Raw genomic sequence first — 24,650 nt, 5'->3', positions numbered from 1 at the left:
AAACAAATTGACTATAAATTTTTTATTTATAATAAATTTCGCTGTTTAATTTTTGTTAAAACTGTTTTATTCTTTTGACAGAATCTTCCACAGAACTTAAAGGGAGATCACATTTTCCATTACTGCAGATATAAATTAGATCTTTATCGCTTTTAAACCTGTTCTTTAAAATTGATATTTCTGATGGCTTTGTAGTACCCGCAAAAATGGTGTGTGGAAAGAATTCCTGCTCTAATTCCTTTTTTATAGAAATGGCGTTTTTACCCGTAATAGCAACTTCATAAAATGGATCAGTGAAATTAAGCATCAAGTGCAGCCAGTTGGCATAAGACTGCGGATAGCTTTTTATTTGCGGCTGGACTGTTTTGAGCATTTTCTTTGCTAAATCATAATAATCCTGTTTTCCTGTGATTTTTGAAACCTTAAATAGATTTTTAGCCATAACCGAATTCGATGCCGGCAGCACATTATCATTCAACTCATAATTTCTGGTGATTAAAGCTTCATCTTCAGAAGAGGTGAAATAGAATAATCCGGTTTTTTCATCCTGGAAGTCTTCCATGCATACTGAAATTAATTGCTTTGCAATTTCCAGCCATTTTTCTTCAAAAGTAGCTTCATATAGATTTAGAAAAGCTTCGGTGCAAAGAACATAATCTTCCAGGTAAGCATTTATAGAACTATTCCCGTTTTTATAATTATGCCAAAGCCTATGATCTTTCTTAAACTGATATTTTTGAAGAAATGCTGCGTTATTTAATGCATTTTCCAGGAATTCTGGTTCCCCAAAAGCTTTATAGGCATCTACATATCCATTTAGCATAAGCGCATTCCAGGAAGTTAAACTTTTATCATCCAGTCCCGGTTTTGTTCTTTTATCCCGCTCTTTTTTTAAAATTTTTGTCCAGTGTTTTTTTTTTTCTTCTAATTCAGTTAAACTAAGATTGAATTCTTCTGCAATCGCTTCGTCACTTTTAGATCGAATAAGCACATAATTATTGTCCTCCCATTTTCCGAAGGAATTAATATTATAATAAGCTTCGAATATTGAAAAATCTTCGCTTAATAAATCTTGCAATTGGTCTTTTTCCCAAACGTAATAGGCGCCTTCGCTTTTATTCCCGGTTTTATCTTCACTATCGGCGTCTAAGGCCGAATAAAACGCTCCGGTACTATCGGTAAGTTCCTCTTTTACAAAATCCAGGGTTTTATAAACTACTTCTTTGTACCAGTTATCTTTCGTAAAAGCAAAGGCCTTGCTGTAAAGACTCACCAATTGGCCATTATCATAAAGCATTTTCTCGAAATGTGGTACGTGCCAGCGTTCGTCTACCGAGTATCTTGAAAATCCACCACCAATATGGTCATAAACTCCACCATAGGAGATTTTATTAAGGCTTAGCAAGGATTGCTCAAGTATCTCTTTGTCGTCTTTCTGTACTGCATACCTGAATAAGAAAGACTGGTTTACCGGAAGCATAAATTTTGGTCCTCCCTGTGAACCACCATTTTTCCTGTCAAATCCTTTTTTCCATTTTTCAAGCATTTTATCTAGAAAATCTGTAGTGAAGGGAGTTTCTTCCTGGGGAGTTTCTATAAGTTGTAATTGCTGCAGTCCCTCTTCCAGTTTAGAAGCGTACGATTTCATTTCATCGGGCTTGGTTTGATATAGCCCAGAGAGTTGTTTTAAAGCATCTTTCCACTGCTCTTTTCTAAAATAGGTGCCACCCCAAACCGGGCGCCCGTCTGGTAATGCCACGATATTCATAGGCCATCCACCTGCTCCGGTCATTACCTGGATAGCATTCATATAAACCTGGTCCACATCGGGGCGTTCTTCCCGGTCAACTTTTATATTTATAAAATGCTGGTTCATAATTTCAGCCACCGCCTTATCTTCAAAACTTTCGTGCTCCATTACGTGACACCAGTGGCAGGCAGAATAGCCAACACTAATAAGTAGAAGTTTATCTTCCTTGCGCGCCTTTTCCAGGCTTTGTGTGTTCCAGGCCTCCCAGTTAACTGGGTTATGTGCGTGTTGTAAAAGGTAAGGACTGGTCTCGTGAATTAGGTTATTGGTGAATTTTGGTTTGGGCATGATTATTTTTTAAATGAAAAACGCTCCCCGGAATCCCAGAGAGCGTTGCTAATTTTATAAATGAAAATTAACTGATTTCAAAAGAGATTTTTACATTAACCCTAAATTCGGTAATGTTTTCTCCATTTACAAGTGCACTTTGTTCTTTAACATAAACCGATTTTATATTCTTTACGGTTTTAGCTGCATGTTTCACTGCTTTTTTTGTGGCATCTTCCCAGCTTTCGGTAGAATTCGCCAAAATCTCAATTACTTTTATAATAGACATAATGTGTTGGTTTTAGAATGTTACAAATCAATTCTCTTTTAAAAATACCGAGAATTTCTTCGGAAATAGAGATTGTTTTAAAACTAGGGGATTTTACTAGTTAGTGCCTTGAAGTTTTTACTCTATAGTGCGTTCTACCTAAGTTGTTCTTACTTTTCGCAGTACATTTTTTAGGATAATTGAAAAATTACTATGCTAATAGCCTGTATTTAATTAAAGTTTTAATAACCTACAAAAAGATATTTATAGGAAAAAATCGCTGAATTTTGCAGGTTGAAAGGACTTTGTTTACATGCAGGATGTTTACTTAATAATTCTGGGACTTTTATTTATCCTGGCCATTACAGATTTAGTGGTTGGGGTGAGTAACGATGCCATTAATTTTCTTAACTCTGCAGTAGGTTCCAAAGCGGTTTCCCTTCGTTCTATTCTCATTATTGCAAGTTTGGGAGTGGCAGTAGGCGCCATATTTTCCAGCGGATTAATGGAAGTAGCCCGAAAAGGAATTTTTCTTCCGCAAGAATTCTACTTTGAAGAGATCATGGTCATTTTTATGGCCGTAATGCTTACCGATGTTCTGTTGCTTGATTTCTTTAATTCCCTGGGGCTGCCAACCTCTACTACCGTCTCAATTATGTTCGAGCTGTTGGGAGCGGCCGTTAGTATTGCGCTTATAAAGATCTTTAAAACTACCAATGATATTTCTAATTTGGTAGATTTTATAAATGTTGACAAAGCTTCTGAAGTTATTTTTGGCATTTTACTGGCTATTGTTATTGCTTTTGTGGCCGGCGCGGTTGTTCAGTATTTTTCACGCCTAGTGCTTTCTTTTAAATACGAAAGAAAACTGAAATACACCGGGGCCATTTTTGGCGGAGTTTCCCTTGCTGCGATTTTCTATTTTATTCTTATTAAAGGGCTAAATAGCTTAGCTTTTGTATCAGATCACTTTGTGGAAGATGTACACAATAACCGCATACAGATCATTATTTTTAGCTTAATAGGCTTTACAATTCTCTCTAAGGTCTTAACAAGTTTCTTTAAGGTAAATATTCTTAAACTCATTGTTATGGTGGGCACCTTTGCATTGGCGCTCGCTTTTGCAGGAAACGATCTTGTTAATTTTATTGGGGTGCCCATAGCTGCCTGGCAATCTTATGAAATATGGAGTGCCTCTGGGGTTGCCGCTTCAGAATTGTTAATGAGCGATTTGGCCGGCAGTGTTCCTACCCCTGAAATTATCTTAATTTTTGCCGGAGGAGTCATGGTTCTTACTATCTGGTTTTCTGATAAAGCGAAAGCAGTTGTAGATACCGGTGTAAAATTATCCAGGCAGAATGAGGGTTCAGAACGGTTTGGAGCTAATTATTTATCCCGAACAATCGTTAGATATTCTATGATGTTTGGTAGTGCGGTTTCAGAGGTAATTCCTAAAAAAGTTAGAAATAGAATTGATACGCAATTTGAAACTCCAAAGGCAAAAACTACCGGGAGAGAAATCGCACCGCCTGCGTTCGATTTGGTGCGGGCATCTGTGAATTTGGTGGTGGCCAGTATTTTGATTTCAATGGGGACTAATTTGCAGCTTCCGCTTTCTACTACCTACGTGACTTTTATGGTGGCGATGGGAACTTCTTTAGCTGATAGGGCCTGGAACCAGGAAAGTGCTGTTTACAGGGTTGCCGGTGTTCTTAATGTTATTGGAGGTTGGTTTGTAACCGCTTTTGTGGCATTTCTTGGAGCAGCACTTTTTGCTGTGATTATTTATTTTGGAGGGCTTATAGCTATTGCTATCCTTGTTTGTTTTACCGCCTTTGTTATTATAAGAAATACGCTGTCTCACGCGAAAAAATCTAAAGCGAATAAACTTCAGAAAAAATATAAACGTACCGATATTATTACCATTAATGAGATTACCGCCGAAAGTTCGGTGAATATCTCTCAGGTGATTTCGGGTATTAAAAAGCGCTACACCAAAACTGTAGATAATTTAGGATATCACGATCTTGGTAAACTTAAGAAGAATAATAAAAAAGTTGGTGAGCTTGAAAGTGAGGTAGACGATCTAAAAGGTAATATCTATTATTTTATAAAATCGCTGGATGAAGATTCGGTGGAAGCGAGTCGATTTTATATTCATTTGCTGAATTATTTACAGGAAATGGTAAACTCTACCCGATATATTACCCGAAACTCTTTTGAGCACGTAAATAACAACCACAAAAACCTAAAATTTAACCAGATTAGGGATCTGAAAAAGATAGATAAAAAACTTCAGGAGTTATTTTCGGAAATAAAGTACACTTTTGATGAACACGATTTTGAGCGGTTAGATGATATTCTTGCTGAAAAGCAACAATTGCTCGATATGGTTTCAGAAATGATAGAGAAACAAATTAAACGCATAAGGACTTCAGAAAGCAGTCCTAAAAACACCAAACTTTACTTTGGGCTTTTACTGGAATCTAAAGACCTTATTTCGTCTACGCTTAATTTAGTTCAGCTATTTAGGGAATTCTATGTTGAAGCGAAATCTACGCTTTAGCAGCTTCAGAAATTATCCGTTTACTGCTTCTACGTAATCTACTTTTCCGCGAAGCATATCTCTTAGCATCGTTTCAATTCCGCTTTTAAGCGTCATGGTTGAAGAAGGGCAGCCACTACAAGCTCCCTGAAGGATAACTTTAACGGTTTTATTTTCAGAATTGTAAGAATCAAAAAGAATATTTCCACCATCACTGGCAACAGCAGGTTTAATGTATTCATCAAGAATCGCGATAACCTGTTTTGAAGTATCGTCCAGGTCTTTAATTTCCTGGCTTACCTCTGGATTTGCCGGGTGGGTTGATGCTTCTGTTTGTTGAGGTACAGAAGCTTCGGCTTTTAAAACTTCTTTCCCATCCTGCAGGTAATTAGTGATGAATTCTCTTAACTCCAGGGTGATTTCCTCCCATTGCGCAACATCATATTTGTGGATAGAAACGTAATTAGAATCTATAAATACTGCTTTTACAAAAGGGAAATGAAAAAGTTGTTGCGCAAGTGGCGCATCTTTAGCTTCATCAATATTTTTGAACTCGGCAGTTTTTAAAACCAGTTTTTTATTCGCTACAAACTTCATTACGCCCGGGTTTGGTGTGCTTTCAGCATAAACCGTTACCGGAACATTTTTTGTTTGATCTGCATCTTCCTTAATCACCACACCATCTTTATTTAGAAAATCTTCTATTTGGGCGGCAACTTCTTCCTGCACATCATCCCATTCTACGATATCATATTTTTCAATCGCGATGAAATTTTGAGCTATGTAAACCGTTTTTACAAAAGGTAGGTAAAACAATTGCTGTGCTAATGGAGATTTAGCTGCTTCATCTATATTGTTAAATTCGTAATTTTCGTGACGGGTTAAAAATTTGTTGGTTTCAAATTTTATGATTCCCGGTTTATTTGTGCCTTGTATATTTATAGTGAAATCGCTCATATCAATTTTTTTGCAAAAGTACTAAAGAAAACTTAGTTAATCTATATCTTTACCTTTCTTATGGGGATTAGAACTTTATTTATCAGGTGTTTTAAAGCTAGCCAAATTTCGATGGCTGCAAAAATCATTTTTATAATACTATTTGGTTTTTTACTGAATTCCTCAGCAAAAGCACAGGAAGTAATTCCCATTTATTCCGATTACCTAACCGATAACCTTTTTCTTATCCATCCCTCTATGGCCGGTGCGGCCAATAGAAATCAAATAAGGCTTACTGCCAGGCAACAATGGTTTGACGTGGAGAATGCTCCCAGCTTACAAACACTGGCTGTAAATGGAAGGGTGGGAGACAAACTTGGTGTTGGCGGAATTGTTTTTAATGATCAAAATGGAAATTTCTCTAAAATAGGGGCCTACGGAACAGTTGCCTATCATTTGCTTTTCTCCAGGAGTGAATTGGATCTCAACCAGCTTTCTTTTGGTATTAGTGCAGGTATTATTCAGCATAGATTAGATCAAAGCGGGTTCACCGAATTTGATCCCTTTGTCACTGGAAATAATATATCTGATGTTTTCGCTAATATGGATGTTGGAATGTCTTATTATTATCTTGATTTCTACGCTCATTTAGCTGCAAAAAATATTATCTCGGTAAATCGAGAACTTTTTTATTCCGATGCTGTTCCCAGCAATCAACGTAAATATTTGTTCTCTACAGGCTATGTATTCACTAATGATAGTGACTGGAGTTATGAGCCATCTACCTTATTTCAACTGCGTGAAGTTACTAATGAGATGAATATTGATTTAAATATGAAAGTTTATCGCAATGTAAATTTTGGTCAATTATGGGGTGGAATTTCATACAGAAATAGCTTTGAAGGAGCCGAGTATACATCAGAGGGAGAAGAAATTAAAAGTCAGCAGCTACGCTACATTACTCCATTTGTCGGTTTAGATTACAATAATTTTATGTTTGGTTATACTTTTAGCTACCAGTTCAACTCGGTAGTATTAAGCAATAACGGCTTCCATCAAATCACTATTGGATACGATTTTGGAAAAAGCAGAGGACGCTGGAATTGTAAGTGTCCCGCTGTTAATTAGAAATCCAGATAACTAACTTTATACCCATATTTTACGGCTTCAGTTAAATTTTCAAGCACTGTGGGATTGGTGTTGCTGAAAAATTCCGGAATGGGTCTTTCCATTGGTTCTTCTTTCAGTAATAAATTATTTAATTCAAGAATGGATTTTGTTTGCCTCGCTACGGCCTCTCCTGAATCTATAATTACTACTTCCTTTGGAAGCAATTCTTTTAGTATAGGAATAAGATAAGGATAGTGACTGCAACCCAGCACCAGGTAGTCTATCTTATTTACAAAAAATGGTTCCAGTAATTTAAGTAAAAGACTTTTCATTTGAGGGGAATCCAGTTCTCCTGCTTCAATAAGTTCTACCAGGCCACGACCTTCAATTTCTACTACATTAATATTTCTTGCATAAAAATCTGAAGTCTGGGAGAAAAGAGTACTGGTTAGCGTTCCGCGGGTGGCCAGTATGCCTATAGTTTTTGATTTTGATTTTAAAGCGGCCGGTTTAATTGCCGGTTCAATTCCTATAAAAGGAATAGAATATTCATTTCTTAAATCTTTAATAGCATTAGTCGTGGCAGTATTGCAGGCAACCACGATTATCTTGGCGCCCATATCCAGCAACTTCTCCGTGTTTTTCCGGCTGAGATTTTTAATCTCTTCAATGGGCTTTTCCCCGTAGGGTGCATTCTTGCTATCGGCTAGATAAATTGTTTTTTCAAAAGGAAGTAAGTCGTGAATTTCCTTCCAAATAGAAGTTCCTCCAACACCCGAATCAAATATGCCTATAGGTTGCGAATAGTTCATTGGTACAAAAATAAAAACTGCGCCTAAAAGGGGCGCAGTTTTTACTCTTTATTTATGTATTGGGTGAAAATTACATTCCCAATTCAGCTTTTACATCAGCCATAAGGTTCTTACCGTCGGCAAGGATTACTCCTGTTCCAGTAGTAGAGTCAAGTACATAATCGTATCCTTGTTCTCTGGCTACTTTTTGGATAGCTTCACGAGCTTTTTCAATTACCGGTCTAATTAGATCGTTTTCTTTCTTTTGTAGCTCCTGTCTTGCTCTCTGGCTGTGTTCCTGGATTCTTCTTTCAGTTGCCTGAAGTTCGCTTGCTCTTTTTGCATTTTCTTCTTCTGTTACTGTTTCAGCTTCAGATTGGTAACGTTGCATAGTATTTTGAGCTTCAGTAAGCATATCTTTAATCTCAGCATCGTAAGTTTTCTCTAACTTTTCAAGTTGAGACATTGCATCTTTATAAGCAGGCATAGTTTCTACCAACTCCTGGGTAGCGATGTGGGCAACTTTACTCTGTGCGTTTGTAAATGTAGTAGCTCCTATGGTTAATGCAAGGGCTATAAAAAGTGTTTTGAATTGTTTCATTTTAATTGATATTAATTGTTTAAGTATTAAGGTTTAAAATTATTTAGTTTATCGTGTCTTTTCTTGCTCGTGCCGCTTCAATAGAATCTCTTTTTTGTTGTCTTTCTTTTAAAATTCTTTCTCTGCGTTCTTCAAATGCTCTTTGTCTTGCTTCTTTAATAGAATCTTGTTTTCTCCTTCTTTCTTCTATTAAGGCCTGGCGCTCACTTTTGCGATCCTCAACGGCTTTTTCTCTCGCGCTTAATTCTTCATCTTCTTCTGCTGTGCGCGCTTCAGCTCTTTCCAGCTCCCGTTCTTCTTGTTTGGTCTCAATTTGTCTTCGGTTAGAAGCTCTGTTGATGCTTCTTAAAACCTGGTCACTTAAGTCAAAACGGTTTTTAGCAAAAAGCATACCCGATTCAGCATTTCTATCAAATATAAAATCGAAATCCCTTGTTTCGGCTATTTCCTGAACCGCTGTGAAAACCTGATCCTGAATGGGCTTTATTAATTGCCGCTTCTGAATCATATAATCACCTTTCGGGCCAAAACGCTTTTGCTCATAATCTGTTGCCTGTTCCTGCTGATATGCGATCTCTTCTTTCCGTTCCTCAATAAGTTCAGAAGTAAGTAGCGCGCGTTCATTTTGCAGGCTGGTTTTCATTTCATTAATTTCTTTCCGCTTCTGCTCAATTTCATTTTGCCATTCTTTAACTCTCTGGTCTAATTGAGTTGAAGCTTGCTGATATTCGGGAACATTTTCTAGGATATATTCCATATCCACATAGCCTATATTTATTGGCTTTTGGGCATTTGCTCCGAAACCAATCAAGATAAAAAGTGTGAATAAAAATGTTCTTTTAAGCATACTTAAATCGAATATAGAAAATATCGTGCCAAATTAAAATTGCTGTCCAATTATGAAATGTGTTTCCCATCCATTTGCTCCCGGTATTCCCTGGATAGAATCGAATCCATACCCAAAGTCTATACCAAGTAAACCAAAGGCTGGCATAAAGATTCGTAAACCTGCACCGGCCGATCTGTTAAGTTGGAAAGGATTAAAATCCCTGAAGTTATCGTAAGATGCACCACCTTCTAAAAAGGTAAGGGCGTAAATAGATGCTGAAGGTTTAAGTGTAATAGGGTATCTAAGCTCTAAAGAGTATTTGTTATAGATAGTTGCACCATCATCATTCACTCCTGCAGGGCGATCTATAGGTACTACAGATTGGTTTGGATAACCTCTTAACTGAATGGTTTCTCTACCATCTAAACTAAATGCTCCAAGTCCGTCCCCACCAAGAAAGAATCTTTCAAAAGGAGGAACGCCACGTTCGTTGTTATATGCTCCAAGGAAACCGTATTCTGCATTGGTTCTTAGTACAAGCTTATCGTAAATTTGGGTATACCATTCTCCACTAAACTTAACTTTATAGAATTCCAGCCAGTTAAATTTCTTCTGGTCTATTTTACGTTGGTCCCCGACAGCATTCTCAGGTGTTACCCTATCGCCTTGTTGGTTAATAAGATTACCGTTTTCATCTTCTAACTGGTATTCTCTGTCTTCGGCTAAATTAGCGTAATCTACACCATTCCAAAGAGAGTATGGAGGAGTGAATTTAGCAGTGATCTTAAATTTAGAACCTCCCGTTGGGAAAATTGGGTTTACATAAGTGTTATCCCGTGTAAGTCCTAAAGTGTAGGTGAAGTTATTTGAGTGACCATCACCAAAAGTAAATAAACCTGTATTATAGTTATTTAGGTTATAACGCTGAAAACCTACAGAGTGAGATACAGTGATGTAAGGATCTGGCACGGTTAAACGTTTTGCCAAACCAATATTTACTCCAAGAATATCAAAACTTCTACTTCTATCTGCCTCCCTGTTTACATAATCGAATAAAAACTGTCTCGTATAAGAGAATGAAGTTTGAAGACTTACCGGCTTTTTACCGCCTAACCATGGTTCCATAAATGAAAGGCTGTAGGTTTGGTAAAAAGTACTGGCCTGTGCTCTAAGAGAAAGGGTTTGCCCATCTCCCATAGGTACCGGTTTGTAAGCTTCTTTGTCAAAAATTCCCGATAAAGAGAAGTTGTTGAAAGAAAGCCCTAAAGTACCAATAAAGCCTCCACCACCATAACCACCTTGTAGTTCTATTTGGCTGGCACCAGCTTCTACCACAGAATATTCAAGATCTAAAGTACCCGATTGTGGATCTGGATCTACAAATTTTGGTTCTAACTGTTCTGCATCAAAAAAACCAAGTTGACCAAGTTCTCTTACTGTATTTACAACATCTTCCTGGCTATATTTTTGCCCGGGTTTAGTTCTTAGCTCACGGTAAATTACGTGATCTTTTGTTTTATCGTTTCCGGTTACTCTAATGTTGTTGAAGTAAGCTTCTTTCCCTTCAACAATTCTAATTTCAAAGTCTATGGTGTCGTTGTAGACATTGGTCTCTACAAGGTTGATAGTAGAAAATAAATAACCGTTGTTTTTATATAGGTTAGAAAGATCTTCTCCGTCTGGTTTAGTTTGATCCGCAATTCTTTTGTCTAAAAGAACCCCATTGTAAACATCTCCCTTTTTTATTCCCAGAACACGTTCTAGCTGTGCATCTGTATAAACTGAATTCCCCAGGTAATCAATATCTCCAATATAATATTGATCTCCTTCTTCAATTTTAAGGTTTAAAGCAATTGTTTCGTCATCAATTTCAACTAGAGAATCTGTTACGATCCTGGCATCACGATAACCGCTTTCCTTATAATTGTCTATTAGGCTTTTTTTGTCTTCCTGGTAATCTGCCCTAACAAATTTAGATCTTTTCCAGAAGCGAATAATATTCTTCTGTTTGGTGTTTTTCATAGACCTTCTAAGCTTGGCGTCAGAAAATTTTTCGTTACCTGTAAAATTGATATCGGCAATTTTAACACGATCGCCCTGATCTATATCTATAAGCATATTTACCAGGTTGGTGTTAGCCGTTGTATCGGTAACTTCGCTGGTACTTATTTTTGCATTAGCATTAAAATATCCTTCTTTACGATATTTGCTTTCTATATAATTCTTGGTGGTGGTGATAAGATTTTCTGAAACCTTAGCGCCGGTTCTCAGTTTATTTTCCTCAATAATTTCTTCCTGTTCCCGCTTTTTAAGGCCGGTAACTTTAACTTTATTTAGTTTTGGAACTTCCTGGATTTCAATTTCCAGGTCTGCAACATTACCATCACTTACATTGGTAATGTAAAAATTGATGTCACTAAATTGATCAATATCCCATAGTTTATTGATCACGTTACTAATTTTATCTCCGGGGATATATATATCTTCCCCTTTTTTTAAACCGGTATAAGCAATTACGGTTTGTTCGTTAAAACTAACGGTTCCCGTAACTTTTATATCTCCAATTATATATTTTTTGCCATCTGCTAATGGTAAGCCTTGAGCTTGTGAAGAAATGCTAAAAATTAAACTACATGCTACTGCCAGAAGGGTAAATACTTTCTTCGTCATGAATGCGCTAACTAAGTTGCTCACTGGTTTTTCCAAATCGTCTTTCTCTATTTTGATAATTGTAAATGGCTTCAAAAAGATTTTCTTTTCTAAAATCTGGCCATAAAGTTTTTGTAAAATATAATTCTGCATAAGCAATTTGCCATAATAGGAAGTTGCTAATGCGTTGTTCTCCGCTGGTTCTGATTAATAAATCTACCTCCGGAAAATTTCGGGTGTAAAGATGCTGATTTATAACCGATTCATCAATAGCATCGGCGGTTATTTCATTATTTTTAACTTTCAGGCTAATTTCACGTATTGCTGAGGTTAATTCTTCCCGTGAACCGTAGCTAAGCGCAAGGTTGAGAATCATGCGATTGTTGGTCTTGGTTTTCTCTATAACCTCATTAAGTTCCCGAAATACTTTCTTCGGAAGGGTTTTTAAATTCCCTATCGCATTTAAACGAATATTATTTTTCTGAAGTGTTTTGATTTCCTTCTTTAAAGAGGAAACCAGTAAACGCATTAAAGTGTCTACTTCTAATTTTGGGCGATTCCAATTTTCGGTAGAAAAGGCATAAAGGGTTAGGTGTTCAATGCCAATTTCGGCTGAAGCTTCTACAACATCCCGAACAGCGGTAGTGCCTTCTTCGTGCCCCGCGGCCCTTAAGAAGCCCTTTTTTCGCGCCCACCTTCCATTGCCATCCATAATTATGGCAATATGCTTTGGTAGTTTTTTAAGGTCTATGTTGTCTTTATAATTCATATTAAAATCGGCTATAGCAAGGTTCTCTTCCCCATGAAAAGGTGAAATTTACTCCTGTGAAAACATACCAATCGTTGGTGTTTCTATTTCCGAATTCCCTTTTGGGCATTCTATTTCCAAAAATTTCTTCTGGCCAGCTTCCGTCTAAATTATCGGTAAACGTATAGCGTACGCCTACTTCCAGCGCTCCTACAATATGGCGTGTTATGCTTTCTTTGTAACCAAAAACCACCGGAATCGCAAAATCCCAGTTGGCTCCCTGGTTTTCCAATTCCCCATTGGGGAAATCTGCACTCAGTAATAAGTGGTCTACTCTAAAATATGTTATTCCGGTATAAAGATAAGGAGTACTTTGCGGGTGACCTTCATGAAGGTCAAAACTCCAGAAATTAAATTCTAATCCAAGGGAAGCTTCTGCAATAGTATTGGTAAAAGAATAGCCTCTGCTCGCTCTTCTGGGATCGTTAGAATCGGTATCATCGGCATTTATTTCAGCGTATAAAAGGGAGAATCTAAAAGCATGCCGTGAGCTGCGATTCCATTTAAGAAGTGCGCCGCCAACCAGGCTATTTGGAAGTACAAAATTGGTTCGGCCTACATCACCAATGTAATTAGCGCCACCAATATATGGTCCTACTTCAAATGTTTGTGAATTTGTTTTTGGGGCAAAAACAAGCAAGATTACTACAACTAATATGTACCTCATAGGTTTTCAAAAGTTTGCAAATATAACAATAATGTTTGCTCTACAATAATTTGAGCAAATTTGTACATGTTCTTAAACAGTTTTTAAAATCATTTATTGCTTAATTGCGTTTATCTTCTCCCCACATGAGCTTTTTTCTGAGGGTTTGAAGAAAACTATCGCCGTTAAGTTCAACAAGGTTTATCGCGTAGGGTGCTTTTTCAATAATGATCTCGGTATCATTTTCCAGGGTGGCAATTCGGGAATCCATAGAGACCAGGTGAGAATCTTCTCTTCCTGAAACCCGAAGTGTTATTTTGGTGTCGTCTTTAATTACTAAAGGGCGGGCATTTAAATTGTGCGGCGCAATGGGTGTGATAATAATAGATGCAGCATCTGGTGTTATTACGGGGCCGCCACAGCTAAGAGAATAGCCGGTAGATCCCGTTGGTGTAGAAACAATTAAGCCATCTGCCCAGTAAGAATTTAGATATTGATCGTTTAGCCAGGTGTCTACCGTAATCATAGAGGTGGTGTTTTTTCGGCTTACGGCAATCTCATTCAAGGCAATATTTTTAAAAACAGGATCGTGGCTTGGCGGGTTTGTGCTAATATTTAATACACTGCGAGAAGAAATGCTGTAATCTTTTTGCAAGATAGTTTCCAGGCTATCTTTAATCTCTTCCTTTTGGATAGTTGCCAAAAAGCCTAATCTTCCTGTATTAATGCCAACTATTGGGATATCTAAATTCCTGATGTAATTAATTGACTTTAAAATAGTACCATCACCGCCAATACAAAAGAATAGATCAAAGCTGTTATTCAGTTCTTCAAAAGTGCTGAAGTAAGAATAATCTTCATTAATGGTCTTATTTAAATGAATAAGTTCCAGGAAATCTTTTTCAATAATTACATTGATGTTTTTACGCTTCAGTAGTTCCAGAAGCTGTGCTATATAAGTCCCGGCATTGGTGTGATAAAATTGACCGTAGATGCCTACTTTCATATATTCATATATTTATCTAAATACTTAGAGCGGTCTCTAAGATTTTTATTGAAATTATCTTCCCGGTGTTCAGAAATAATTTTATAGCCATACCTGCGGAAAGACTGAATGATCTCATTTATTCCAGACGGACTCAATTTAATGGTGATTTGAACTACGTCATTTTCAATTTTCGAAATAAATGAACCAAGAATATTTGCGCTATTAGATTCTACAATCTGCACGATTTCACTAAAGGAGTAATCCTTTATTCCTTTTTGGATTACGATAATATTTCCCGCTTCGCTTAAAAACGGGGTTTCATTAAAAAGGGCAATGATCTCGTTTAGCTCAACATAACCTAGATAATGATTTTCTTCATCTAAAACCGGTAAAATATTGGTGTTGTTCTGCGCAAAACGTTCTAAAATATCCAGCCAAAAATCTGTATTTCTCACAAAAAAACCTTCTAAAGCATATTGATAATCTTCTAAAGATTTTTCGGCTTCAAAGCAACGAATATCATTTTCTGAAATGCAACCCATATAAATACCGTTGTTTTCTACCGGCAAATGCGAATAGGTTAACTGATTGAATAAGTCCTGGACTTCCCCAATTTTATCAGAAAAATGCCTTATGGAAACATCGTTAATTATAAAATTATCCATCTTCATGATGTCGCTTCGTTTTTATGCAAATTAATTAAAATAAAATTCATTAGGGCATTTCCAAGTTTGTATTTTTGTTAAACAAAAGCTTATAAAATGACGAAATTAAGTGTAAATATCAATAAAATTGCCACTTTACGAAATGCTCGTGGTGGTAACATTCCTGCTGTAGTTGAAGCAGCTAAGAAAATAGAGTCTTTTGGCGGGCAGGGAATCACCGTGCACCCAAGACCAGATGAACGCCATATTACTTACCAGGATGTTCGGGATCTTTCATCCATTGTAAAAACCGAATTTAATATAGAAGGAAATCCGGTAGCGAAATTTATCAATTTGGTGATGGAAGCTAAACCAGCGCAGGTTACTTTGGTGCCAGATGCTGAAGATGCGATTACTTCTAACGCCGGTTGGGATACCATTAAAAACAAGAAATTTCTCCAGGAAGTGATTCAGGAGTTTAAAGATAATGGTATTAGAACTTCAATTTTTGTAGATCCAGATGAAAAAATGATAGAAGGAGCTGCAGAAACAGGAACAGACCGAATTGAATTATATACCGAAGATTTTGCCGTGAAATTTGCAAAAGGCGATAAATCTGGAGTAGAACCGTATACAAAATGTGCGGAATTAGCGCATCAATTAGGTTTAGGAATTAATGCAGGTCACGACCTTTCCTTAGATAACATTAAGTTTTTTAATGTGCATGTTCCGCATCTTGATGAAGTTTCCATTGGCCACGCGCTAATCGCTGAAGCCTTATATATGGGATTGGAAACAACGATTAAAAAATATCTTGAACTTCTGAAATAATTCATTTTTAGAAAACAGAAAAACGATGAAATTAAACTCTATAATAATAGGAGAGGGCACGCCGCTTTTAATTCTCCACGGATTTTTGGGGATGAGCGATAACTGGAAAACCATTGGTAGCAAACTTGCAGAAGAAAAGAATTTCCAGGTTCACCTTGTAGATCAGCGTAACCACGGTAAAAGTCCGCATACAGATAGTCACAGTTATCAACTAATGGCTGAAGATATTAAAGCCTATTGTGAGCAACATTCTTTATCGAAAATCATATTAATGGGGCATTCTATGGGTGGTAAAACTGCGATGCTTGCTGCTGCAAACTATCCAGATCTAGTAAAAAAGCTTATCGTGGTAGATATTGCTCCAAAATATTATGAACCACATCATCAACAAATATTAGAAGGCTTAACCGCTTTGGAAGATGCTAACCTGGAATCGCGAAAGGATGGCGATAAATTACTTTCAGATTTTATTTCAGAAAAACCGGTACGGCTTTTTCTGCTGAAAAACCTTAATCGTACCTCTAAAGGTGATTATCGTTTAAAAGTTAATCTTCAAACTTTAAAAGATAATATTGAAGAAGTGGGGCGGGCGCTGCCGCAGGATAAAGTTTATAGCGGGCCTACACTATTTATAAAAGGAGCTAATTCAAATTATATTAAAAAAGAAGACCGGGCAGATATTAAAAATCAATTCCCGGAAGTAGAATTCAAAGAAATCGCAAACGCCGGACATTGGGTTCACGCTGAGAAAATGGATGATTTCTATGCAGCTGTTGTTGACTTTCTTTAAAATCTTTCTAAATTTATTATGTGTGCATAATAAATAATCCAATTTTCTTGAGTAATATGTAATTTATGCTAAATTTGATACCAAGAAATTATTAGAATACTATAAAATCCAATTCAATTATGAAAAAATTACTTTTCCTGGGCCTTTTTGGTCTAATGGCTGCGGTAACTTATGCCGGTGGGTATAGGGTGAGTCTTCAGGGACAACGATCGCTTGCTATGGGTCACACGGGAGTGGCGGTAGTTAACAATGCCGAACTTGCTTTTTTTAACCCGGCTGGGCTTGTTTATCTTGAAAATAAGATAAATGTAGCCGCTGGTGCCAGTGCCGTATTTTCTAGTGTGAAATACCAAAACTCAGAATTCGGACTTAGTTCTGAGACTGACAGTCCTGTGGGAACTCCTTTTTATGCTTATGGGTCTTATAGAGTAAACGACTGGCTAACTTTAGGGCTTGCTGCTTATACCCCTTATGGGAGTAGCGTAGAATGGCCAACAGATTGGGCTGGATCTCATTTGGTGAATACTATAGATCTTCAGGCTATATATATTCAGGCTTTGGCTGCAGTAAAAATTTCAGATAAATTAAGTGTTGGTGGTGGACCAATCTATGTAAATGGATCGGTGAATTTTAACCGAAACCTAAACCGTACTTTAACCGATATAGAAGGAAATCGTTCTAACGTAACTGTAGATGCCAGCGGCGTAAGTGCCTTTGGATGGTCAGCCAGTGCGATGTATAATGCTACTGAAGATTTACGTTTTGGTATTAATTACCGAAGTGAAATTATGGTGGAAGCCGAAGGTGGAGATGCTACTTTTGAAAATATTCCAAATTCACCATTAACTCCTTTTCAGAATACAGAATTTGATGCGTCTTTACCAATGCCAGCTGAGCTTTCGGTAGGAGTTTCTTACGAGCTTTTAGACAAATGGCTTCTTGCTTTCGATTATAATATGACTTACTGGGACGTTTATGAGTCTTTAGATTTAGACTTCGCAAATGCACAAATTCCTGATTCTGAAAATCCACGTAATTATAAAAATTCTTCAACTTATAGATTTGGTTTGCAATATCTTGCCAACGAAACTATTACCTTGAGAGTTGGATATTACTTTGATGAATCTCCAGTACAGTCTGGTTACTTTGCTCCTGAAACTCCAAGAAACGATGCTCACGGATTTACCGGTGGTCTTTCTGTAAATGTGAATGACAAATTCTCTATAGATGCGGCTTTCCTTTATAACAGGTATGAAGAAGTAGATGAGTCTTACGATTATTATAGCGAAAATGGGCAAAATGTTCCATTTGAAGGAACTTATAAGACTTCAGCCTTTATTCCTGGACTTGGTGTAACCTACAAATTATAAAATTAGAAAATGAAACATTATTTTAAATATATAGCAGTATTGGCGCTGGGAATTGTTTCCTGTGAGCCAGAATTTGATAATCCGGTAGACGAAGCCGGTGCTTATACCAATGGAGAAGCCGATTTTTCCAGGTATGTAGCTTTGGGTAATTCTCTTACAGCGGGTTATGCAGACAATGCCCTTTATATTACCGGGCAGGAAAACTCTTATCCGAATATTCTTTCACAACAATTTGAAAAAACTCAGGATGTTGAGGAATTTACCATTCCTTTTATGAATGATAATGCCGGCGGACTTTTATTAGGCGGAAACCAAATCACTCAAAACCGACTTGTATTGGCTGCAGGTGAAAATGGAGCTCGTTCTCCACAAGTATACACAGGTATGCAAGCTACTACCGAAGTTGGGAGTGTGTTGCAGGGCCCATTTAGTAATATGGGTGTACCGGGAGCTAAATCTTACCATCTTGGATTTTCCGGTTATGGAAATGTTCAAAATATAGTTACAGGAACTGCAAACCCATATTTTGCTCGTTTTGCTTCTTCCCCAAGTGCTACAGTTTTAGAAGATGCGCTTGCTCAAAATCCAACTTTTTTCTCTTTATGGATAGGAAATAACGATGTATTGGGTTACGCTACTTCTGGGGGAACGGGAGAATTTCAGTTAAACAATTTAGATCCTTCTACTTACGGAGAAAACGATATTACAGATCCTAATGCCTTTGCCGGTATTTACGGGCAAATGGTTCAGGCTTTAGCGGCTTCAGCAAGTGGAGGAGTTTTAGTTAACATTCCAGATGTTGCTGCGGTACCATTCTTTAATACAGTGCCAAATAATGCACTTGCATTAGATGCTGAAACAGCAGCTAATTTAACCGGTTATTTCCAGGCTGTTTCACAGGTTTTTGCTGGCGGATTAATGCAGCAGGGAGTTCCTGCTGAACAAGCACAGGCTTTAGCTTCACAATATGCGATCACTTTTAGTGAGGGTGCAAATAGGTTCTTAATAGATGTGGAGCCTTCAGAGGCGAATCCACTAGGGTTTAGACAAATGACGGCAGAAGAAAAACTAGTTTTAACCATAGACCAGGCTGCTTTAGCGCAGGGTTATGGTGCAGTTAGCCTTTCGCCACAGGTAATGCAAATTCTTGGAGCTTTACAACAAGGTCAAACTCCAACTCAGGAAGAGGCGAACGCACTTTTTGGAGCGGTAAACGGAATTGACGATGCTGATGCTTTAGATGAAGCTGAATTAGCTAATATAGAACAGGCAACTGCAGCTTATAATGCGTCTATCCAGGCCATTGCTGATGCTAATGGATTAGGGTATGTAGATGCTCAGGGCTTGTTAAATCAATTGGCAGAAGGTGGAATTTCTTTTGACGGCGGAACCATAACTTCAGAATTTGGAGCAGGTGGTGCTTTTTCTCTTGATGGAATTCATTTAACTCCTCGTGGAAATGCAGTTATGGCTAACGAAATTATTGATGTGATCAATTCAACATATAATGCTAGTGTGCCAAAAGTAAATGTTGGAACTTATGGTACAGTTACTCTAAGTAACGAAGTGCAGTAAAACCATTACTTTATATTACAAAAATAGAAACGCCGGATTTTTCCGGCGTTTTTTGTATTTTTCAGAAACTAACTAATCTTAAAATTATGAGTTTTATATTAAGAATACTACTTACTGCATTAGCTGTGGTGATCCTGGCTAAATTTCTGCCAGGCGTTGAGGTAGCCGGTTATTTAACAGCTATAATAGTGGCACTGGTTCTGGCGATCCTAAACTTGTTAGTAAAACCCCTTCTGGTAATTCTTACCTTACCCGTAACTATACTAACTTTAGGCTTGTTTTTACTGGTGATCAATGCGATAATTATTTTACTGGCAGATGCTTTTGTTTCAGGATTTGGAGTTAGCGGCTTTTTTATTGCCCTGCTTTTTAGCTTGCTTTTATCCCTGTTTCAATCCCTGCTTTTTTCATTATTGGGAAAAGATTAGGAACTATGCTGGAATTCAATAATTTGAAACTTTGTTGGCTTGGGAAAAAAGTGTAATTTTGCACTCCAATTTTTATAACAAGTCAAGATGAATATTACCAGAGAGAATATTGATGAATTGAATGCGGTGGTAAAAGTAGATATCGCCAAAGAAGACTATGCCGGTAAAGTTGAAAAGATCTTAAAAGATTACCGTAAAAACGCCAATATTCCCGGCTTTAGAAAAGGGCACGTGCCTATGGGAATGGTGAAAAAACAATACGGTCAGGCTGTTTTGGTAGATGAGGTAAACAAACTTCTACAGGATTCACTAAATAAATATCTTACCGAAGAAAAACTGGATGTTCTTGGAAATCCTATTCCTAAAGAGCAGGAAAACTTCGATTGGAATAAAGAAGAATATACTTTTGAGTTTGAACTTGGTTTGGCTCCAGAGTTTGATGTAAACCTTGAACTTGAAAAGCCGGTAACCCATTATAATATTGTGGCAGATGAGAAAATGGTGAATAACCAGATCGAATCTATTAGAAAACAATACGGGAAATTGATCTCTAAAGATGAAGCTGAAGAAGGCGATATCGTTGCCGGTACCTTCAAGAATGAAGAAGAAGGGATTGAGAAAGAAACTTCAATAGAATTAGAGAAACTTAAGGGGAAAAGAAACCTTAATAAGTTTGTTGGAGCTAAAGTTGGTGATTCTTTCACCTTAAAAACTAAAAATCTTTTTGAAGACGATCATGAGTTAATCGAGCATTTAGGAATTGAGCACGATAAAGCGCACGATCTAGATATTGAAGTAGAATTCACGGTAAAAGAGATCAACCATAGAGAATTGGCAGAGCTTAACCAGGAATTGTTCGATAAGCTTTTTGGTGAAGGTAAAGTAACCAGTGAAGATGAGCTTAAAGAAAAGATCAAGGAAGATGCAGCAAAGCAATTTAAGCAGCAAAGCGATCAGCAGTTAATGAACGATGTGACCAAGCAGCTTATTGAGCAAACTAAATTTGAACTTCCTAAAGAATTTCTTCAAAAATGGATTCAGACCGTTGGTGAGAAACCAATGACCGAAGAAGAAGCCAAAGAAGAATACGAAAAGAGTGAAGAAGGTTTACGTTACCAGTTAATTGAAGGTAAAATAGTAAACGAAAATAACCTTACAGTAGAGTTTGAAGATCTTAAGGCTTTTGCTAAAGAAAAGATCAAAGAACAAATGGCTCAATTTGGCCAAATGAATCCTGGAGATAAAGAACTTGACGATATCGCGGCAAGAATTCTTTCTAATCAGGATGAAGTAAAAAGAATGTCAGAGCAATTAATGAACGAGAAATTGCTTGGTTTCTACAAAGAGAAAATGTCTTTTGAAGAAAAAGAAGTGACTTACGACGAATTTGTGAAAGAGATTTACGAGTAAGCTTTTTCTATAAATTTATACTTATATTTAAGGCGTTAAACCATTCGGGTTAACGCCTTTTCACTTAAAAGGCAGCTAAGAGAAAAAGCTTTAAAAAAAAGAAGATTGATGGATTACGGAAAAGAATTTGAAAAATACGCCACTAAGCACCACGGTATAAATAGTAATTATTACCAGAAAATAGTGAGCAGCATGACTCCTACGGGGATGACTCCTAATATTATTGAAGAGCGACAAATGAACGCTGTAGCTATGGATGTTTTTTCCAGATTAATGATGGATAGAATTATCTTTATGGGTACTGCAATTAACGATCAGGTTGCAAATATTATACAAGCGCAAATGTTATTTTTAGAAAGTACAGATGCTTCTAAAGATATCCAGATCTATATTAATTCTCCGGGAGGAAGTGTTTATGCTGGTTTGGGAATTTATGATACTATGCAGTTCATAAAACCAGATGTGGCTACAATTTGTACAGGTATGGCGGCTTCTATGGGAGCAGTTCTACTTTGTGCCGGTGAGAATGGAAAAAGAAGTGGTTTGCCACATTCCAGGGTAATGATTCACCAACCTCTTGGTGGTGCCCAGGGGCAGGCTAGTGATATTGAGATCACCGCCAGGGAGATCTTAACCCTTAAAAAGGAATTATACGAGATTATTGCTAAGCATTCCGGACAAACTTATGAGAAGATAGAAGAAGATAGTGATCGTGATTACTGGATGAAGGCCGATAAAGCCAAGGAATACGGTATGATCGACGAAATTTTAACGAGAGAAGGATAAGAATTAATTTTCAGTTTATTATTTTATATACTGGAAATTGAAATTTGACGAAATGGCGAAAGAAGAATTAGAATGTTCGTTTTGCGGTAGAAAAAAACCTGAAACCAACTTACTTATAGCGGGGCTGGATGCGCATATATGTGATAAATGTATAGAGCAGGCCCACGGCATTGTTTTAGAAGAACTCAAACAGGGGGAAGCTAAAGAACTGTCTTCAGACCTAATGCTGAGCAAACCAAAAGTGATTAAAGAATTTTTGGATCAGTATGTAATAGGGCAGGAAGCAACCAAAAAAGTGATGTCGGTAGCGGTTTATAACCACTACAAAAGGCTCTTGCAACCGGCAAGCGGTGATGATGTTGAAATTCAAAAATCTAACATCGTAATGGTTGGGGAAACCGGTACTGGGAAAACCCTTATTGCAAAAACCATTGCAAAAATGCTTAATGTGCCTTTGGCTATTGTAGACGCTACGGTGCTTACCGAAGCTGGTTACGTGGGTGAAGATGTAGAAGGTATCTTAACAAGATTGCTTCAGGCAGCCGATTATAATGTTGAAAAAGCACAACGCGGAATTGTATTTATTGATGAAATAGATAAAATTGCCCGTAAAAGCGATAATCCTTCTATTACCAGAGATGTTTCAGGAGAAGGAGTTCAGCAAGCATTATTAAAATTACTGGAAGGAACCACTGTTAACGTACCGCCAAAAGGAGGCCGTAAACACCCCGATCAGAAATTCGTAGAGGTTGATACCGAAAATATCCTTTTCATTGCAGGAGGAGCCTTTGATGGTATTGAGCGAAACATCAGTAAGAGGTTAAATATGCAGGCGGTTGGTTTCAGCGCTTCAAAAAGCGATGACAATATAGAGAGAACCAATTTGCTGAAATATATTATTCCGAAGGATTTAAAAGATTTCGGACTTATTCCTGAAATAATAGGAAGGTTGCCGGCGCTTACTTACATGAATCCGCTTGACGAAAGCACGCTTCGTTCTATTTTAACCGAGCCGAAAAATGCCATTATTAAACAATATAAGAAGTTGTTTGAAATGGACGATATCGAGTTTGAAATGACCGATGATGCTTTAGATTACATAGTTGAAAAAGCGGTAGAATATAAACTGGGAGCAAGAGGATTAAGATCTTTATGTGAAGCAGTGCTTACCGATGCAATGTTTGAAATGCCCGAAAGCGGCAAAAGCAAGCTAAAAGTAACTCGCGCTTATGCCGAAGAAAAATTAAATAAGTCTACCATAAGCAAGCTTAAAGCAGTTTCTTAAACTAGAACTTAGTATATTTTAAAAAACTGCCCGGAAATGGAGTTAAAACCATTTCTGGGCAGTTTTTTTATTTTCGGTTTGGATTTTCTGGAACTTTTAAGTTAAAATCTCGTAATGTATAGGTTTAAAACTCCCGTTGTTGCTGTCTTCAGCAGAGCAGGCGGTTAAAGCGACGATAAGATCCATTTTTGCTTCAAATAGCACATAATCGCCAGCTTTACTTAATGGCGGATCAACGCTAATTTTTCCCTTCTCATCAAACTGAACGTTCATAAAAATGTTGAAAGCCGTGGGAATATCGTCTGGCTGAATTTCAAATTCTTCCAGGCTGGTATATAAGTTTTCAAAACAGCTGGGATGGTAACCATCGTAATCATACATCACCTCAAAAGTTTCTGGGCTGCAAGGAGCAAGCAAAAAATCGTTTCTCCCGTTCGTATCTTCAAGGATCTCTACCATTTTATTACTGCGATTGCTCCAAAGAAAGTTTCCTGAACTTATTAAAATAGATTCCTCGAAGTCCATGGTCTTTCCCGAGGAAAGTTTTTCCCTCCTGTCTTTTGCATTAAATAAAACCATATCGCTAACCTGTTCGCCTTCGGCATCTATCACTTTCAGTTTCTGTCCTTTTTTTAATTTAAAGGCGGCTCCAGATTGTTTTTTTATTACTTGCATTTATGCTCTTTTTTAATGTTTTCGCTTAACGCGGAATTTAAATTATTTTGCTGTTTTTCCAAATGTGCGGTGACCGAATCAATATCTTCCTTATCATAGCCCTGATGCAGTTTTGCGATACCTTTAATCTCTTTTACTTCACACCAAAAACCTGTAATTAGTGGCAAATGTTCTTCAAGCATTTTCTTTGGAAGGTCTTTATAATACAACGGATCTTCCTGTGGTTCTTCAAAAGTTGCAACTAGTTCTTTTAGCGAGTCTTCAAGTTCCTGACGGGATTGTATTTTCAGCTTTACATTTACGTGCACCGCAGAATAATCCCAGGTGCTAATGTCTTTTTCTTTGTACCAGGAAGAGGAAACATAGCCGTGTGCGCCCTGAAAAATCAATAATGCTTCTGTATCGTCTTTTAAATATTTAAACTGCTGATTATGGTTCGCTATATGCGAAAAGAGAAGAAAATCCTTTGCAGTCCCTTTTGTGAGCACCGGAATATGCGTAGCTAAGATTTTTTCACCATTAAGTATAAAAGTTGCGAAAGGATGTTGTTGTATAAATTTAAAAAGGAATTCAGGATCGTCCTTTTTGTATTTTTTGGGCTGGTACAT

At 37.3% G+C, this 24,650-nt stretch carries 23 protein-coding genes; 10 read left to right on the top strand and 13 right to left on the bottom strand.

All coding sequences use genetic code 11. The features are described 5' to 3' along the window. Positions 1-55: 55 nt before the first annotated feature. The gene (locus B5440_RS02170) at positions 56-2,098 is read right to left on the bottom strand and encodes a thioredoxin domain-containing protein (protein WP_070053846.1); all 2,043 of its coding nucleotides are present in this window, start codon (positions 2,096-2,098) and stop codon (positions 56-58) included. Between the two features lie 67 nt (positions 2,099-2,165). Continuing rightward, positions 2,166-2,366: a dodecin family protein gene (locus tag B5440_RS02165; protein ID WP_070053845.1), complete on the bottom strand. Its 201-nt coding sequence runs from the start codon at positions 2,364-2,366 to the stop codon at positions 2,166-2,168. 292 nt (positions 2,367-2,658) lie between these two features. On the opposite strand from B5440_RS02165, the gene B5440_RS02160 reads away from it, so the two are divergent. Then, positions 2,659-4,911 carry an inorganic phosphate transporter gene (locus B5440_RS02160; RefSeq protein WP_070053844.1) on the top strand — a complete coding sequence of 751 codons (2,253 nt, stop codon included), beginning with the start codon at positions 2,659-2,661 and terminating at the stop codon, positions 4,909-4,911. Positions 4,912-4,923: 12 nt separating this feature from the next. Here the strand turns inward: B5440_RS02160 and B5440_RS02155 are convergent, their stop codons facing one another. Further along, on the bottom strand, positions 4,924-5,847 hold the full coding sequence (locus B5440_RS02155) for a NifU family protein (protein ID WP_070053843.1): 924 nt from the start codon (positions 5,845-5,847) through the stop codon (positions 4,924-4,926). Between the two features lie 111 nt (positions 5,848-5,958). Here B5440_RS02155 and B5440_RS02150 point away from each other — a divergent pair, with 111 nt between their 5' ends. Continuing rightward, positions 5,959-6,954 (top strand): PorP/SprF family type IX secretion system membrane protein, encoded by a 996-nt coding sequence (locus B5440_RS02150; RefSeq protein WP_070053842.1) that lies wholly within the window; start codon positions 5,959-5,961, stop codon positions 6,952-6,954. On the opposite strand, the gene murI is transcribed toward B5440_RS02150, so the two are convergent. From murI to B5440_RS02110, 8 genes are all read right to left on the bottom strand, one after another. Next, positions 6,951-7,748, bottom strand: a complete 798-nt coding sequence (murI, locus tag B5440_RS02145) for a glutamate racemase (RefSeq protein WP_070053841.1) — start codon at positions 7,746-7,748, stop codon at positions 6,951-6,953. The genes B5440_RS02150 and murI overlap by 4 nt on opposite strands. A gap of 70 nt (positions 7,749-7,818) precedes the next feature. Beyond that, positions 7,819-8,328 (bottom strand): OmpH/Skp family outer membrane protein, encoded by a 510-nt coding sequence (locus tag B5440_RS02140; protein WP_070053840.1) that lies wholly within the window; start codon positions 8,326-8,328, stop codon positions 7,819-7,821. A gap of 43 nt (positions 8,329-8,371) precedes the next feature. Further along, positions 8,372-9,175, bottom strand: a complete 804-nt coding sequence (locus tag B5440_RS02135) for an OmpH family outer membrane protein (RefSeq protein WP_070053839.1) — start codon at positions 9,173-9,175, stop codon at positions 8,372-8,374. A 33-nt stretch (positions 9,176-9,208) separates the two neighbouring features. After that, on the bottom strand, positions 9,209-11,827 hold the full coding sequence (locus tag B5440_RS02130) for a BamA/OMP85 family outer membrane protein (RefSeq protein WP_176728205.1): 2,619 nt from the start codon (positions 11,825-11,827) through the stop codon (positions 9,209-9,211). Between the two features lie 7 nt (positions 11,828-11,834). Next, positions 11,835-12,575 (bottom strand): isoprenyl transferase, encoded by a 741-nt coding sequence (locus B5440_RS02125; protein ID WP_070053838.1) that lies wholly within the window; start codon positions 12,573-12,575, stop codon positions 11,835-11,837. 1 nt (position 12,576) lies between these two features. After that, a complete protein-coding gene (gene porG / locus B5440_RS02120) occupies positions 12,577-13,281 on the bottom strand; it encodes a type IX secretion system protein PorG (RefSeq protein WP_070053837.1) in 705 nt (234 codons plus the stop codon). A 100-nt stretch (positions 13,282-13,381) separates the two neighbouring features. Then, on the bottom strand, positions 13,382-14,266 hold the full coding sequence (locus B5440_RS02115) for an NAD kinase (protein WP_070053836.1): 885 nt from the start codon (positions 14,264-14,266) through the stop codon (positions 13,382-13,384). After that, positions 14,263-14,919 carry a CBS domain-containing protein gene (locus B5440_RS02110; RefSeq protein ID WP_070053835.1) on the bottom strand — a complete coding sequence of 219 codons (657 nt, stop codon included), beginning with the start codon at positions 14,917-14,919 and terminating at the stop codon, positions 14,263-14,265. The genes B5440_RS02115 and B5440_RS02110 overlap by 4 nt, the downstream gene beginning before the upstream one ends. A gap of 90 nt (positions 14,920-15,009) precedes the next feature. Here B5440_RS02110 and B5440_RS02105 point away from each other — a divergent pair, with 90 nt between their 5' ends. The 8 genes from B5440_RS02105 (at position 15,010) to clpX (ending at position 23,367) form a co-directional block, all read left to right on the top strand. Further along, positions 15,010-15,723, top strand: a complete 714-nt coding sequence (locus B5440_RS02105) for a pyridoxine 5'-phosphate synthase (protein WP_070053834.1) — start codon at positions 15,010-15,012, stop codon at positions 15,721-15,723. Between the two features lie 25 nt (positions 15,724-15,748). Beyond that, complete coding sequence (locus B5440_RS02100) at positions 15,749-16,513, top strand: alpha/beta fold hydrolase (RefSeq protein WP_070053833.1); 765 nt, start codon at positions 15,749-15,751, stop codon at positions 16,511-16,513. A 119-nt stretch (positions 16,514-16,632) separates the two neighbouring features. After that, positions 16,633-17,883 carry an OmpP1/FadL family transporter gene (locus tag B5440_RS02095; RefSeq protein WP_070053832.1) on the top strand — a complete coding sequence of 417 codons (1,251 nt, stop codon included), beginning with the start codon at positions 16,633-16,635 and terminating at the stop codon, positions 17,881-17,883. 9 nt (positions 17,884-17,892) lie between these two features. Continuing rightward, a complete protein-coding gene (locus tag B5440_RS02090) occupies positions 17,893-19,458 on the top strand; it encodes an SGNH/GDSL hydrolase family protein (protein ID WP_070053831.1) in 1,566 nt (521 codons plus the stop codon). A gap of 86 nt (positions 19,459-19,544) precedes the next feature. Further along, on the top strand, positions 19,545-19,886 hold the full coding sequence (locus B5440_RS02085; protein WP_070053830.1) for a phage holin family protein: 342 nt from the start codon (positions 19,545-19,547) through the stop codon (positions 19,884-19,886). Positions 19,887-19,973: 87 nt separating this feature from the next. Then, positions 19,974-21,296, top strand: coding sequence for a trigger factor (gene tig, locus B5440_RS02080; protein WP_070053829.1), 1,323 nt, complete (start codon positions 19,974-19,976; stop codon positions 21,294-21,296). A gap of 108 nt (positions 21,297-21,404) precedes the next feature. Then, positions 21,405-22,082 (top strand): ATP-dependent Clp endopeptidase proteolytic subunit ClpP, encoded by a 678-nt coding sequence (gene clpP, locus B5440_RS02075; RefSeq protein WP_070053828.1) that lies wholly within the window; start codon positions 21,405-21,407, stop codon positions 22,080-22,082. A gap of 52 nt (positions 22,083-22,134) precedes the next feature. Further along, positions 22,135-23,367, top strand: a complete 1,233-nt coding sequence (gene clpX / locus B5440_RS02070) for an ATP-dependent Clp protease ATP-binding subunit ClpX (RefSeq protein WP_070053911.1) — start codon at positions 22,135-22,137, stop codon at positions 23,365-23,367. 96 nt (positions 23,368-23,463) lie between these two features. Here the strand turns inward: clpX and B5440_RS02065 are convergent, their stop codons facing one another. Together B5440_RS02065 and B5440_RS02060 are read right to left on the bottom strand one after the other, a co-directional pair. Beyond that, positions 23,464-24,042 carry a DUF1989 domain-containing protein gene (locus B5440_RS02065; RefSeq protein ID WP_070053827.1) on the bottom strand — a complete coding sequence of 193 codons (579 nt, stop codon included), beginning with the start codon at positions 24,040-24,042 and terminating at the stop codon, positions 23,464-23,466. Next, entirely contained in the window at positions 24,033-24,650 is a 618-nt protein-coding gene (locus B5440_RS02060) for an FMN-binding negative transcriptional regulator (RefSeq protein ID WP_070053826.1), read from the bottom strand. The genes B5440_RS02065 and B5440_RS02060 overlap by 10 nt, the downstream gene beginning before the upstream one ends.

It is taken from the genome of Salegentibacter salarius, from assembly GCF_900168265.1.
Classification (GTDB): domain Bacteria; phylum Bacteroidota; class Bacteroidia; order Flavobacteriales; family Flavobacteriaceae; genus Salegentibacter; species Salegentibacter salarius.
The sequence above is the reverse complement of the archived record's forward strand: the minus strand, read 5'-3'. Positions and strand labels throughout refer to the sequence as shown.

Coding starts and splice junctions, on each gene's coding strand:
- B5440_RS02170 (WP_070053846.1), bottom strand. CDS start 2,098: ATGCCCAAACCAAAATTCACCAATAACCTAATTCACGAGACCAGTCCT.
- B5440_RS02165 (WP_070053845.1), bottom strand. CDS start 2,366: ATGTCTATTATAAAAGTAATTGAGATTTTGGCGAATTCTACCGAAAGC.
- B5440_RS02160 (WP_070053844.1), top strand. CDS start 2,659: ATGCAGGATGTTTACTTAATAATTCTGGGACTTTTATTTATCCTGGCC.
- B5440_RS02155 (WP_070053843.1), bottom strand. CDS start 5,847: ATGAGCGATTTCACTATAAATATACAAGGCACAAATAAACCGGGAATC.
- B5440_RS02150 (WP_070053842.1), top strand. CDS start 5,959: ATGGCTGCAAAAATCATTTTTATAATACTATTTGGTTTTTTACTGAAT.
- murI (WP_070053841.1), bottom strand. CDS start 7,748: ATGAACTATTCGCAACCTATAGGCATATTTGATTCGGGTGTTGGAGGA.
- B5440_RS02140 (WP_070053840.1), bottom strand. CDS start 8,328: ATGAAACAATTCAAAACACTTTTTATAGCCCTTGCATTAACCATAGGA.
- B5440_RS02135 (WP_070053839.1), bottom strand. CDS start 9,175: ATGCTTAAAAGAACATTTTTATTCACACTTTTTATCTTGATTGGTTTC.
- B5440_RS02130 (WP_176728205.1), bottom strand. CDS start 11,827: ATGACGAAGAAAGTATTTACCCTTCTGGCAGTAGCATGTAGTTTAATT.
- B5440_RS02125 (WP_070053838.1), bottom strand. CDS start 12,575: ATGAATTATAAAGACAACATAGACCTTAAAAAACTACCAAAGCATATT.
- porG (WP_070053837.1), bottom strand. CDS start 13,281: ATGAGGTACATATTAGTTGTAGTAATCTTGCTTGTTTTTGCCCCAAAA.
- B5440_RS02115 (WP_070053836.1), bottom strand. CDS start 14,266: ATGAAAGTAGGCATCTACGGTCAATTTTATCACACCAATGCCGGGACT.
- B5440_RS02110 (WP_070053835.1), bottom strand. CDS start 14,919: ATGAAGATGGATAATTTTATAATTAACGATGTTTCCATAAGGCATTTT.
- B5440_RS02105 (WP_070053834.1), top strand. CDS start 15,010: ATGACGAAATTAAGTGTAAATATCAATAAAATTGCCACTTTACGAAAT.
- B5440_RS02100 (WP_070053833.1), top strand. CDS start 15,749: ATGAAATTAAACTCTATAATAATAGGAGAGGGCACGCCGCTTTTAATT.
- B5440_RS02095 (WP_070053832.1), top strand. CDS start 16,633: ATGAAAAAATTACTTTTCCTGGGCCTTTTTGGTCTAATGGCTGCGGTA.
- B5440_RS02090 (WP_070053831.1), top strand. CDS start 17,893: ATGAAACATTATTTTAAATATATAGCAGTATTGGCGCTGGGAATTGTT.
- B5440_RS02085 (WP_070053830.1), top strand. CDS start 19,545: ATGAGTTTTATATTAAGAATACTACTTACTGCATTAGCTGTGGTGATC.
- tig (WP_070053829.1), top strand. CDS start 19,974: ATGAATATTACCAGAGAGAATATTGATGAATTGAATGCGGTGGTAAAA.
- clpP (WP_070053828.1), top strand. CDS start 21,405: ATGGATTACGGAAAAGAATTTGAAAAATACGCCACTAAGCACCACGGT.
- clpX (WP_070053911.1), top strand. CDS start 22,135: ATGGCGAAAGAAGAATTAGAATGTTCGTTTTGCGGTAGAAAAAAACCT.
- B5440_RS02065 (WP_070053827.1), bottom strand. CDS start 24,042: ATGCAAGTAATAAAAAAACAATCTGGAGCCGCCTTTAAATTAAAAAAA.
- B5440_RS02060 (WP_070053826.1), bottom strand. CDS start 24,650: ATGTACCAGCCCAAAAAATACAAAAAGGACGATCCTGAATTCCTTTTT.